Source organism: Bradyrhizobium sp. ma5 (assembly GCF_042258955.1).
Lineage (GTDB): Bacteria > Pseudomonadota > Alphaproteobacteria > Rhizobiales > Xanthobacteraceae > Bradyrhizobium.
Genome location: NZ_CP170156.1, coordinates 1,728,075 through 1,740,889 on the forward strand (window position 1 = coordinate 1,728,075; position 12,815 = coordinate 1,740,889).

General features: G+C 57.6%; 7 protein-coding genes and 1 pseudogene. 1 reads left to right on the forward strand and 7 read right to left on the reverse strand.

Features of this window, described 5'->3' with window-relative positions; all coding sequences use genetic code 11:
• Positions 1-487 precede the first annotated feature (487 nt).
• From ACE103_RS08120 to ACE103_RS08135, 4 genes are all read right to left on the reverse strand, one after another.
• Positions 488-1,165, reverse strand: coding sequence for a DUF2478 domain-containing protein (locus tag ACE103_RS08120; protein WP_375779003.1), 678 nt, complete (start codon positions 1,163-1,165; stop codon positions 488-490).
• A 39-nt stretch (positions 1,166-1,204) separates the two neighbouring features.
• Positions 1,205-2,344, reverse strand: coding sequence for a molybdenum ABC transporter ATP-binding protein (gene modC, locus ACE103_RS08125; RefSeq protein ID WP_375779004.1), 1,140 nt, complete (start codon positions 2,342-2,344; stop codon positions 1,205-1,207).
• A complete protein-coding gene (locus ACE103_RS08130; RefSeq protein WP_375779005.1) occupies positions 2,341-2,802 on the reverse strand; it encodes a hypothetical protein in 462 nt (153 codons plus the stop codon). The genes modC and ACE103_RS08130 overlap by 4 nt, the downstream gene beginning before the upstream one ends.
• A gap of 281 nt (positions 2,803-3,083) precedes the next feature.
• On the reverse strand, positions 3,084-4,154 hold the full coding sequence (locus tag ACE103_RS08135) for a cytochrome-c peroxidase (RefSeq protein ID WP_375779006.1): 1,071 nt from the start codon (positions 4,152-4,154) through the stop codon (positions 3,084-3,086).
• Between the two features lie 2,695 nt (positions 4,155-6,849).
• Here ACE103_RS08135 and ACE103_RS08140 point away from each other — a divergent pair.
• Positions 6,850-7,095, forward strand: a complete 246-nt coding sequence (locus tag ACE103_RS08140; protein ID WP_375779007.1) for a hypothetical protein — start codon at positions 6,850-6,852, stop codon at positions 7,093-7,095.
• 323 nt (positions 7,096-7,418) lie between these two features.
• Here ACE103_RS08140 and ACE103_RS08145 read toward each other — a convergent pair whose 3' ends face one another.
• The 3 genes and pseudogenes from ACE103_RS08145 to ACE103_RS08155 all read right to left on the reverse strand — a co-directional run bounded on the left by ACE103_RS08145 (position 7,419) and on the right by ACE103_RS08155 (position 12,711).
• Positions 7,419-8,138 (reverse strand): hypothetical protein, encoded by a 720-nt coding sequence (locus tag ACE103_RS08145; RefSeq protein WP_375781046.1) that lies wholly within the window; start codon positions 8,136-8,138, stop codon positions 7,419-7,421.
• A gap of 59 nt (positions 8,139-8,197) precedes the next feature.
• A pseudogene (locus tag ACE103_RS08150) lies at positions 8,198-8,903 on the reverse strand (hypothetical protein).
• 3,109 nt (positions 8,904-12,012) lie between these two features.
• Positions 12,013-12,711, reverse strand: a complete 699-nt coding sequence (locus tag ACE103_RS08155; protein ID WP_375779008.1) for a hypothetical protein — start codon at positions 12,709-12,711, stop codon at positions 12,013-12,015.
• Positions 12,712-12,815 lie beyond the last annotated feature (104 nt).

Sequence of the window (12,815 nt, forward strand, 5' to 3'; positions counted from 1 at the left end):
CGTGCCGCGTGCATGCGCGATGCTCGCGCGCTCGAAGCGATTAGATCAAGTGCGCTGTTCAGCTGGGTTGCGATGTTGAAGCCATTCGGGAACCTAATGGGATGAAGCGTCCGACGCGCGCTGTACTGCGCCTAAATTCTGGCCCTAAGGCGTGCACTACGACTCCGCCGAGAATGATCGGCGTGCAGCACGGCTAGGTGCCAACCTGCAAGCCGCCAGCATGCGCCGGCAGAAGAACGATTATAATTGGGCGTCTTCGTAGTGGATGGCACCCGGCGGCGGTTAGGTGATTGGCGGGGAGGATGGCAGGCAGAGCTCAACAGTTCGTCGTCGATCGGCCGGGCTGCAAAACGGACTAAGGGCCTGATGCGGGCCTCGACTGACAATGCGCGCAGAGCTTGTGGGAACGGCTTCTCGCCGACTGGAAGGCGTCATCAGGGCCCTCGCAGAGCATCTGCTGGCTCAGAATGTGGAGTGGATGCCGGAGTTAAGGCGTTTTTCGTAGGCGGCCAGGAAGCCCGGCGGGCGCTTTCGGAGCCTGCGTGCCCGGTAGTCTCACCGCCGTCATCAAACTGTCCGGTATCATGGTCGCCAGATAGCCGCACCTGGGACTGAACACTCGGCTGCGCGCCAAGCGCGTGGAGCTGTCGTGCCACCACTCCTCCACGACTTGACGATCGCAAACGAGCAGCCTGCCAACATCCCCCGTGAAAGCTCGCCAGTCGACAAGACATTTTCTTGGAACAGCCGTCAGGAGTGGCACGCCGCAGATGATCGCGTCGATGAATTCGGCGCGCAGGCCGCGACCAAGCGCTTCCTGTTTGGCGAATTTGCTGATCACGAGGAGATCGACCTTGTCGCGAAGCGCCCGGGAAACGACAGCTGCGGCCTCGGCAAGTCCATTCGTATCGAGCGTACAGGACATAGCTCCGCCGTCGAGTGGCTTGGAAATCGAGATCTCTTGTCCCGTTGCAATGTCGACTGCAACCATCGCGTGCGTTCCGTTTGCGCCCTTGAAGTGTCGCTGGACGATGCCGCCGACGCGTACGCCCTGCCGAGCGAGATCCTGGGCAAAATCAGCAAGCAGCCTATCGACGTGGTCGCTTGCCTGGTAGAAAATTGCCGCCACATCATTCGGATCGATTTCTTCAAGATTGCCGATCATGGCCGTGGTCCTATTGCTGCGCCTTTCTCGTGTCGGCGCTCACCGTCGAACATCTCTAGCTGGTGTGGAAGGGGTTACGAGCAACCGCTCGGGGGCCGCGACCGGCAACGCGCGCGCGACCTCGGCGAATACGTCCGTTCCATTGCTGAGCTTTAGCGCATCAAAGGAGCGGCGCGGGATGCGGGCCAAAAGCGGCACGCCCGATCGGCCTGTTTCGAGAGCCAGAACCAATGTCACCTCAGCTTCGTCGAACGGCAGAGAAGCTTTGATGCGTGCCGGAAAGATATTGAGGACGGAGCTTGCGCGCGGTGCCTCGCACGTTATGCTGACATCGCCGGCTGCAATGCGCAGCCGTAGCTGCGTGCCGGGTCTGAGCGGCGGTCCCGGTATCAACAGACGCGCACCTTTGAGGCGGAGGATGATTAGTCCGTAGCGCCCGTCATAGCCGCCGACGATGGTGTCAACGCAAACCGCCGCTTCGCCGCGCGCGGCAAGCGCTGGATCGCTTTGAAGGGCATGCAGCGGCCCAGCCGCAGTCACAATGCCATCTCTCATCATGACGAGATGATCGGCAAAGCGCTCGATGTCAGTCATGTCATGGCTGATATAGATCATAGGCAACGTGAGCTCTTCACGCATGCGCTCGAGAAATGGCAGAATCGCGCGCTTGGCGGGGCTGTCGAGCAAAATGAGCGGGTCGTCCAGCAAAAGTAGCCGAGGTTGGGACAACAGCGCACTGCCCAGGGCAAGTCGCTGTCGCTCGGCTCCAGAAAGAAATGAGGGCTGACGGTCAAGCAATGGCGCCAGGCCGAGCAATTCGACCACACCATCAAAGTCGATCAGTGTCGGTGTTGATTTGGGCGCGTTGTACAGGAGGGTACGCTTGACCGACAAATGAGAAAACAGAATCGGTCGTTGGAATACATATGCGACAGGACGCTGATGAGGCGGCCAAAACGTCGTCTCATCCTGCCAAATCTCGCCATCGATTGCGCAAAACCCGCTCGGTAGACGCTGAATGCCGGCGATGCAGCGCGCGAGTGTGGTCTTGCCGCACCCAGGCGGACCGAAAATGGCCGTGACACCTTTGGCCGGGACGCTGAACTGCGCATCCAGCGGGACGCTGGCCAGAGAGCCGTTGAAGGCGACCTCGATGTGGCCGGGTTTCGCGTCTCTCACGTGGCCGTTCCTGTGCTGCATCTTTCCATCAAGGTCACGAGCGGAATGGCCGCAAAGGCGAAGATCACCACGCCGCCGACAATCCGGTCTGTCTCGCTCCAGCGCGGCCTCTCCCTCCCGCGGAGGCCATAAGGTGCGGCCGTAGGATTGCGGATTGATGGTGTTACGGCAGCCGGCATCTTGAGCGCCGGCAATCGAACGCTGCCGTGTGCGCTTGTCGATGACATCGACAAAGCGGGTTCCAGTGTCGCGGGCAGGGCTTGCATCGTTTGGCTGGAGAGGTGTGGCTTCGTGCCAGAGATAGATACCGCCTCGGCGCCGGCAGTCCGCTTGAAGGGGGCCACAGCCTTCGTGGCCAATGTGACGATTGCGCCAACGCCCATATTCATGGCTTCTGCAATTTTAGGCGCAAGCAGCATCAAAACCAGATCGACTAGGATCAATCGGATAAGTTTCATTGGAACTCCGGCGGTGGTCTGCCGCGCCCGCTTTCGTCGCAGCAGTTCCTTGCTCCTCACCCAGCAATCTGCGTGCCGTTCAAAAATATGCTGCACAGCCCGCTTGGCTCATGGCGAAACGCGCATAGGTCCCAACCCAGCATGTGGAATGGCCCCATCGTGTCGTTGGGTTTCAGACGCTCGCGTCGCCAACCGGCCACGCAGGATGGACGAGAAGCTTGCGTGGTTGCGCCGTATTCCTCAGCATTCGACGAACGCCTAGTTCTGGTGCGGTAAGGGCTCTATTTGTCCACAGAGGGCCTTGGCGTCTTTTCGGTACGCGCGGGCAGTATCGGATAATCGATCTTAGGCAGCTGCCCGGTGAGTGAGTTCAGAAACGCGACGATGTCGTCTTTTTCCGTATCGTTAAGCTTCACGCCGAGTTGAATCTCACTCATCACGCCAACCGCCTGTTTGAGGCTCCAAACCTGGCCCGAATGGAAGTAAGGGGGACGCAATGCGACGTTGCGCAACGGGGCGGAGCGAAAAACATATTCGTCGCTGGGCACCCTGGTGACGGCAAAACGGCCCTTGTCGCCTCGAGGAAGCAGGCTTGCGGCTGGCTTTTCCATCACACCGAACGGGAAGTAATCCTGTCCACCGACGTTGATTCCATTGTGGCAGGAGGAGCATCCCTTTTCGATGAACAGCTTTAATCCAGCTTTCTGTTGATCACCAAGCGCATACGCATCGCCCTCGAGGTATTGGTCGAAGGCGGCGGCAGGTGTGATCAATGTCGTCTCGAAAGCCTCGATCGCCTTGGCAAAATTTTCAAAGGTAACCGGCGCCGCATCGTTGGGGAACGCCTTACTGAACATAACGATATAATCGTTCATAGAACTCAACGTGTCGAGCACGTGAGCCGGAGTCGCATTCATTTCGATACTGGACTGGACAGGGCCTGCGGCCTGGGCCTTGAGGTCTGCCGCGCGACCATCCCAGAACTGCGCGACATTGAAGACTGCGTTATAGACCGTTGGCGCGCGCCGCGAACCCAGCTGCCAGCGATGACCAACCGACATCGGACCGGCATCTACTCCGCCGGTCCCAAGATTGTGACATGTATTGCAGCTAATGACCTCGCTTACCGATAGCCTCGGATCGAAGAACAGGGATTTGCCAAGTGTGACTTTTTCGTGGGTGATAGGGTTATCCTTCATCGCAGGAACGACTGAGGGGATCGGCCTGAAAATCCGCCTCGCGGCGCTCATCAAATCATCATTAGCGCCCGCTGCTGACGAAGCCAGAATCCCGGCGGCCACAACATATAACTTGCCTGCTATGTAAAGCTCTCGTGCCGCTGATTTCCTCATACTGAGCCCTAGTGTTGTCGTAGATCCTGAGAATCGCGAACATCGCGCGGCCTGCGGTCTGCAGAATGGTGGGTAGCAGTCAAAGACAAACGGCATCTTCCGTGTTGCGGCTAGGCTGCACCCAGGTCTCACGCTTGCCGCTGTTAGTAGCAACCGCCGTGCCAGTCGGGCTCGAAGGTTTAAGCGCTGATTGGGTCTCCGGAAACTGCAGAATAGAAATAGCCGCAGGCGGCTTGAACAATGCGAAATCAACTTGCGTCACAGACACGACAATTACCGGCCCAGACCAAGGTATCCTGGGCCCATCGCTTCATACCTTGTATTCAAGCCGTAAGGCGGTCGGTCCCGCCCATCGTTGGGCGTGCATGCGCTAAGACGTTGGTCGGCGTGGCACAGAGCGAGCAGCGACGACGCCACTTGTCGGGTGATCGGCTCGACGGAATCGCTATGCCGGTCTGCGGTGTCTTCAACAATGCGCTGCGTCCCGACGGTGGGCGGAGCGATATCGGTCGATATCGGATGACGTCTGGCACGCGGTGCAGCCGGAGATGCGTGGAATTGTCGAGGAGTTCGTTCTTCTTGCTCATGACAAGATGCAGATATGCCCATCTCGGCGCGTATTGACGCTTGCTCGACGCTCAAAGTGCTTGAATCGACCGTAGCGTCAGGTTGTAGATCTTCCGAGGCAAGATCGGACGCCTTTGCGGACGAGTCATATTGGGAATAACTAACATTGCGGATGTCTCAAGCTATAAGGCGGGCTGCGTGAGCCGCGCGCGCAGTCGATCGTCGTTGTGGGTTGGTCTTGGCGACAGGCCTGTGCCTGGCCTGCTTCCCGGCAAGCAGGACGATAATCGCGGGGCAAAGAACAATCATGATGGATATGCAGCGCAAGAGAGGTTTGGCAAACCAAAAGGAACGGACGGGTTGGACCTCTCGTGCGTATCCCCATCTGCTACCCTTGCCGTGATTGCGATCGCGGCCATGTTGTGCACTGGATACGCTCACGCGCGAGATCGGAGGTCGGATGAGGTCTTGACGTCTTGCAGACCAGATGTGATGCGCTTCTGCAATCGCTTTACAGGACGTGGGGATGTGGACGCGACCATGTTTTGTCTTCGGGACAATTTCAAAAGCTTGCTTGTCGAATGTCGGCGGGTGATGCCAACCGCGGCGGAAAGAAAGGGACGGTCGAAACGAGGCATCGACAAGCTTCCGATCGTCCTGCATCGAGAGTGAGCCGCCCGAGCGTCAATCTCAGAATGTATCCGGCAGTTAGCAGCCCAACGGACGGGTGATGGACCTTTCGTCAGGCTGGTTGTATCGAAGCGGATTAATCGGGCTGAAAGCGTCCCTCCAACCCGAGTGCCGTTGATCCACCGGCGGGCACGCATGCGCCAGCAATCGATAGCCTCGTCCGACGATCGAGGGCGCGCGCACACCTGGTGTGAGGTCGTGATGCGTCCGGAAGCTCGCACTTTCGGTACCGCAGTAGCGCTCGTTTTCAGCGGTGCAGCCAATTTCGCGGACCTTGAGGCAGCAGTGAAGTTGCCACCGGTTCGCTGAAACTGACCCGGGGATATGCGGTATGCACGTCGGGGCTGGTTACGGCCAGGCATCGTCCAGGAATTCCTACGGTCACTCAATCTATGGCGACGTTGGCCTAATGTTCCTGGCAGACAGTCAAATCGGCTACAACCGGCAACGAAATCGCTCGAATGCTGGCGTTGCGAGTTCATTCCATGGCGGTCTTACCAATTCAGAGCCGCTCGTCGTGCGATCGGCTTGGCGTTGATTCTCGCCCTCGAGGGAGTAAATCGAGCACGGGAAGTCACTCACGTTGGCCGCCAATCGACCTTCCGAATGAACCGGTGGACGCGATTGCGGCGTTCTCGATCGGCGCCAGAGTGGAGTCGCTTGGCCCAACTAAACTACGGTGCTTTTCGTCGAATTTGCTCCAGTGCTCAGGACCATGGGAAATGCGGTCGCCAAGAGCCGTTCGAAGGCAGAAAGCTGCTCAAGCAAACGCTTCTCCACGACCTCGCGCTCCGCGCCAGGCAGCCCCGCTCGAAGCAACCGACGACAACGCCAAATCTCGTTTCGCACCCATCTGATCTCACTCAATCTATCATCGATCGACGTCATCACAGATTGCAGATTTAGGTTTACCCGGTGATTTCAAAACATCGAGCATGCGGATATCCGGGAGCAACCGCTCCACGGCGCCGCATACATGCCGAACAGTTGCGTCGAGGAACTTGCGATTTGCCCGTGTCCTCGGGGAATATGGAGAGCGGTTTGAGGTGTGCAAGGCTCTCATCAACCGATACCAGCTCACGCTGCGCGTGTGAAAGAGAATTTGCTGCAGATCATTGCGTTTCCCGGCGTTGTGACGGTGCACATCGCATGTTTCCTGCACGCTGCACGGTTGACGTACATCAGAGAGGTTTAGGCGCGGAGATCATCAGGCAGCTGCAACTCACGTAAACTGAAGCCGCGCAGTCTCGTGTTGGAGAGAAGGGGGCCCGGCAGACGAGATAATCGACCAAAGAAATCTCGCGGCAGCTGTCTTCAATGCGCATGATGCGGCGACGTCTCGAACACGACAATCCCGCGCAGCGAACGCCGCCTGGTGATGCGGTTGGAAGCGTTCACATTTCATGGAATTGAGCAAACAATCAGAAGGACGTAGCTCTTGATCGAGGTTGAGAAGGATGTCGTCGACCACATGCTCCGATCATTGACGACCAGCGTGAGGCAGAATCGCATCGCGCCATCCGACGAACAGGTGATGCATCATTTCGGGCTAGCCTGTGAAAGAGCGGGGCTGATTGCGACGGAAGCGGCGGCAATCCGGATCCTGAAGCGCGTCTCACGCGAGATCACCCACGCGAAGTCGATGCTCGAGTTCATCGGTCGTGGCACGGAGCGGTTGCAGTGAGCTGGGCGTAGAGAATATCCGCCGTATCACTGCAGATGCAGCCGTTTGTTGAACTGACAATGGGAGCGAACCAAGAGCCGGGTCATCGTCGCTTGTCCGTCGAAATCTGCGACAGCATGAGCCGATGTTGGAGGAGCGCTCCTCGCGGCCGATGTCAAAGGGAGCTTGTCATCCAGGATGGCATAATCCAGCCTTTGTTGACTGCGGCGAGAGCGCGCGCCTGCTTGAAAAGGTGCTCTCGACTGCTCGTTTCGGGTGAAGGATCCTTTATCGCAATTGCACAAGTTCACCTCCTATTGCGAAATGGATGGCGAGCCGGAACTTCAGTGTGCCCTTGTGCCCCGTAGGCTTTCGATATTCGTCGCTCGAGATCGATAGGGTCTCCGCAGCATCACAATCGATTCCAGGTCGCGAAACATGGTGTAATTTCGTCGGATCCACTGATGCAGCTCGGTGGACCAGTCCTTCTCGTTGCGCAGATATCCGGTGAAGGAAAAGCGAATTCGATCGATATATCTCTTGAGAAACAGCGGCAGCGCGGGAATCCGAAGTACCCGCTCGCCATCCATCGCATCGGTTAATCCGCTGCGCAGCGCGAACTCATTGTGGACAGTGACCAGCGCCGCCGGCGGAATCTGCCGCCGTAGCATTTCATAGCTACGAAAGGAGAGGCGGTCAGCACCCGCGACGAAGAAGATAATAGGCGCGACATAGCAGCGCATCGTCTCCTTCATGAAGCCGATCTCCCCGCACATCTTGAAGAATTCATCAAAGGCATGGAAGCCGAGATCGATCACCTTGGCGACCCCGTCGTGGATGATCAGCGGGTCCATCAGCTGCATCTTCCCGTAAGTATCGATCACATCTGCGGTCTCCGTGATGTTGGGGAGGTAATCGTGCAATGACGGCTCCTTCAGGCTGACATCGAAGGAGAGCGCCTTGCCATTTTTTAGCAGCAAGAACTCGCTCAGCAGGCGAGCGATGAGAGTTTTGCCGACCTGCGGGCTAGGAGAGCAGATGATGTAGATGGGGGTTGCTAACACAGCTAACAGATCAATCTCGTTTCGTATTGGGCTCAACCCGTCGCTCGCCGATAATGCGACTACTTCTCGTCGCCCCGGCTGGCTGACTTAGCTCCGGTCAATTCCGTCAAGCTGATGCGATCAAATTCGCTCCAGACATTTGCCCGCCAATGCCGGACATAGCCGCGCAGCACGAAGGAGTTATTCGCCGGCTCATCGTTCCGCCCCTTGTTTGCGACGAAGTCGACGAATGGGACGGAAGCGACTTCGACCTGCTCATAGGCCATCTCGTTAAGTTTCGGTATGGTCAACTCGGTCGCATGCTTGATGCGGTGAAAATGGGAATTATAGGTCAGCTGGTCCCGCTGGAAGAATTGAGTATCGTTGATGAAGTTTTGACCAGATAGTATTTTGCGCCGCTCATGTAGGTCGCGATCTCGGCGATCTCATCCAGCGAAGCGATAGATGATCCCAAGATATGGAATACGGCAAAGGTGATCCGTCCAGACCGCGCCGAATCCAAAAAGCCGATGTCGCGCAAGGCGGCCAGTGCAGAGGACAGTAAGCCGGCGCGAGCATCGATGACGGTGACGGATAGCCCTGAGTTCAGGATATCGAAGATCTTCATCTGGTCCGCGGTCATTGTCATATCGACGATCTCGGTGATCTCCGAATAGAAGCGCTTCAGCGTCCCCCGACGGCGACTCCGTGTCGAATGCGGGTGTTTGCGCGTTATGATAAGGTCGTCTTGCCGACACCTCCTTTGTCCGCATCCTCCGGCGATATCTGCGTTGGCTGCGAACATGGCAGAAAGAAGGGACACTCGAATCTTTGACACGAGAGGCGCGCGACTGGTCGACATTTTCCAACATCAAGCCAGTGAGGTCGCTTGATTGCAACGACGATGCAGGTCGAGAACAGCAACTAATCACTCGTACTCGTACTCCACGAAAGGTTGGGAGCAGCTTGAAGATCAGTTCGTCCAAGAATCAACTGTGCGCCGGTGACGATCATCACGACTACTATCAGCTATTTATTGCCGGCGATCATCGAGCAGCATGAAATGACTTGAATCTCACATAGCGTCAGATTGTCCGGCTTTGCCGGAGCATGATCGAAGCGGTGCTACGCAGATGTCCAAGCGGTTTTCGCTAGTCAAGATCGTGCGACCATGACTTGGTCGATCATCAGGTATTACGTTCGACAATCATGGTGGCCGTGTTCTGCCAGGAGGTGAAGTGGCAGGTCAGTTCAGAGATGACATTGAAAGCATCGAACTCTCGATCCGGTCAAAGCTCTCCGTAGGTACGAACTGGAATGCCCAGCCGAGACCTCGGCCAAAGTCGCAAACCTATTGGACGAGTTGACGTCGGGAGGCGAAGTACGATGGGCATTCTTGGTGTGCTTGATACGACGGGCGGGATGGTCATCGTTATCGGCGATCCTCGCTTTTCGCCGGGCTTAGGCTGTGTGTCGCCGCCGCGAAGAATCGGGGATGGTCGCTCGGAGAATGGTTCTTTCACCCGGCGGCACGTCGCGGGTAGCGAGCCCCCCGTGCGCAGGGCAATCGGGATGGGGCCGCCGCGATGCGGCCAATCGAGACGCGTTGCCGGAAGCGCCGACGACGGCAGCGATCTCCGCTCTCACCGGTGGAAATTGGATCGCGGCCGCCCGCGGAGGCGTTCGAAACTGGCGGTCCGTTCGAGAAAGTGTACGCCACGGCCGTCGAACGTCTGATCAAAAGCTTGCCCCCGGGGGAATGACCTGACCTATCTGGTGGCACAGGCTTCGATATCCGAAAGCGCGGCGGGTAGGGACGGTCAGCGTCGGGTCAACCAGGCAGAAGTTCGCGGCGTTGAGGCCTGGGTGGGCGCCTATGGGCGAAGAGGTGCTGATCCGGCGGGCGCACGTTACGACTTGGGACCTGCCAGCGAGAGTTCCCTTTATCCTCGAGCAGCCGTTCTGCCGTCGCGGGCGGGCGACGACGAAGGCGCGATCCCCCGTTGTCGCGCGCGCAAAGGCTACGGAACATGACTGAGCGCTGCTCAGCAAACTTTGGAAGGAGGTCGTCCTTTGCCTGCAGCGCGGCAAATAGGCCAGTTGTTCCAAGGTTTGTCGCTTGCCATAGTGCGTTCTGTAGCAAGCCCGCTCCTCGAGCGGGCCTGATGGTTTCCTCATTCACCAAGATTGACGAGAGCACGTCGCGATCCGGAATTGAGCTCGACTAGATGTGTCCCCGGGGCCGGAACGCGCGCCGCCGCCTGCCGCAGTTTCAGGGACGATACGGCTATTTGCTTCGGCGGCCGGTATCCGGTCGGCGCCATCACTTACTAGTGGACCTGGTCAAAATGGGGAGCGTCGGTCAAGGCCTGGATCAGCTGGCTGGTCCGTCAGCCTCTGCTTGAGGCGCTCGGCCTCTTCCCGTGTCAACTTCTCGGCCCAGTTGCCGTTCTTTAACAGAGCCGGCCCTTTGCGTTCTCGATCATAAACCATCCAGCCTGCTTCCTCTGCGGACGAGGAACCTAGCCTGTGCTGTATAAATCAATGCGACCTCAATCTGCTGAATGCAATTCGCCGATTTGCTCTAGGATGCCCGTGCACGTTATCGAACTATGTGAATCCGGACGCTCCCCATCAAAGCTGGCCGTCTAATCGGCAGATCAGAGCACGCGGACAAATAGCATTCCTTGTAACTCGGAGGGTGAAAGGCGACATGGTATTCATGCGCGACTCACAATTGTGATTTTCGGAACAGATGTTCCTCACGATCATCCAAGCATTGGCAGGGTACTCGTTCACCACCAAATTGCCTAGACCCCGTCGGCCACTGGGGGTGTCAAGCTGAAGGACCGCAGTCTACGGGGATGAGAGATGGTCTTAGCCTGCTATCGCAGGAATTGCTTTCCCTTGGGCGCGGGTAGGTGACGGATAGCACCGTTTTCTGAGCGTTCGCCCTGACCGATCGGCCACGGCCCTTTCGACTTGGTCGGCATGCCGCCTGAAATGGACGGCGAGGGTGCTCGCACAGTCCGCACTTCTTCTGGTCGGTCGCGCATTTTGCTATTTGATTTAATCCGCATATTCGGCTTTTGGCATAAAGCTTCGCTCGCCTCCATATCTTTCATGGGACCGCCACCGAAGCCTTATCCAGGAACTCTCCTAGAGCTTGCGCTCTAGGGAGGCATTGATCCGCTGGCGCCACGGTACATAACGCCAGTTCTCAACGGTAGCGCCGTCCGGGCACGACTGTAAGGCGACTAAAGGCGGATACCTACTGCGTAAATCGAGCAGGGAACGACCCAGGAGGCGTCGACTTCATAGCTCCTGGTTCTCTGCCCCGAAGTCCGCCGAAAGTAGCGACCGCTAGCGCTGTGAAAACCTCCCGGTCCCGGGATCGTTGGTTAGGCAGAAGCGAAAGATTAGGAACAAGCCAATAGGCGGGCGGTTACGTCCGCGTATCCGACAAAGCGGGGAACCGTACATCGTCGGCAGGCCGCGGAGCAAAAGCTGGGCCAAATCGCTCGACGGCTCGCGCCGGGCGCGCTGCGTGTCCAACTTGACTCAAAGCAAAACGCGGCGAGTACATTCTGGCCAATGCCCAACCGCCGGCACGTCGCGAACACGACATTTGGATGCGGAATCGCCCGAGAATTCAGCGCTGACTTGGCAGGATGGCAACTTGCGGCGAACGAAAGATCGTCTGGCAACTATACGATGCCGGCTCGACTTTCGTCAGGCTTGCTGTGAGACGCATTAGAACGCGCATCCATCGAAAGATTATGGGCAACGCACCGTCCAGTTCGGGCCGGAGTGAACGATTGCGCAAATCACCGCGCGGGTGCCACGACTCAGCTTGGCTGACGGCTCCATCTATCTCGCTCTACGCCGCGATCGGCTAGGCAACATTTCTCATGACAGCGAGACGCGAGCTAGCGAACATTTCCTTTGTGTAAACTCCGCCGAAGTAATCCAGGACGAATGTACCAGAATAACTCAGATCGTCGGTAACGCGCCTGATTAGGTTATCGAGAATTGCGTCGACTTCACCAACGCGGTCGCTATAGCGCGCGCGGATTACGTTAACGGCGTTCATTGAGTGAACCGCCTCGTCGGCAATCACCTCGCTCAGCCAATGATGGAACGTGTCGTTCCCAAGGCCATCATAAAACGGCTTTTCCGCAGCATAGGCGCGGCAAGTGCATATCTCATCGAATGCGATCATAACCATCAGGGAGAATTCGTCCTTCAGGTGTTCGCCGATCGGACCAAAATCATGCGAACGAGCGTCTAATTTCTCCCGAATGGTTTTTTCGGATCCATTAGCGACAAGTTCAATGATGCGGATGAAGCCATCGGTGTGACGCTCTTCGTCGGCCTCGCAGGCATTGAAAAACGCCCCAGCTTCGTCGGTCGCGATCAGCTTTCGGGCCGACAATTCTCGTCTCAAATGCCTGGCGTCATACTCGGTGTACAGATCAGGCCACAATTTGTCCCAACGTGCGCGTATAACCGATGGTTCGGCGGTGAACATCGCTGGCGTAAGAGCGTGAAATAGTTCTCTTGGACTCCAGTTCCGCCGAACCGGCGTGATCATCCGAGTGCTCCTATCGCGAGCGGCGCGAGCGCTCCATTTGCTATGAACACGCCATCACCTCCTTGCTTTGGTGGGATGCAATTGCGGGCTCTGCGGACCGTAGC

Coding starts and splice junctions, on each gene's coding strand:
- ACE103_RS08155 (WP_375779008.1), bottom strand. CDS start 12,711: ATGATCACGCCGGTTCGGCGGAACTGGAGTCCAAGAGAACTATTTCAC.
- ACE103_RS08135 (WP_375779006.1), bottom strand. CDS start 4,154: ATGAGGAAATCAGCGGCACGAGAGCTTTACATAGCAGGCAAGTTATAT.
- ACE103_RS08130 (WP_375779005.1), bottom strand. CDS start 2,802: ATGAAACTTATCCGATTGATCCTAGTCGATCTGGTTTTGATGCTGCTT.
- ACE103_RS08120 (WP_375779003.1), bottom strand. CDS start 1,165: ATGATCGGCAATCTTGAAGAAATCGATCCGAATGATGTGGCGGCAATT.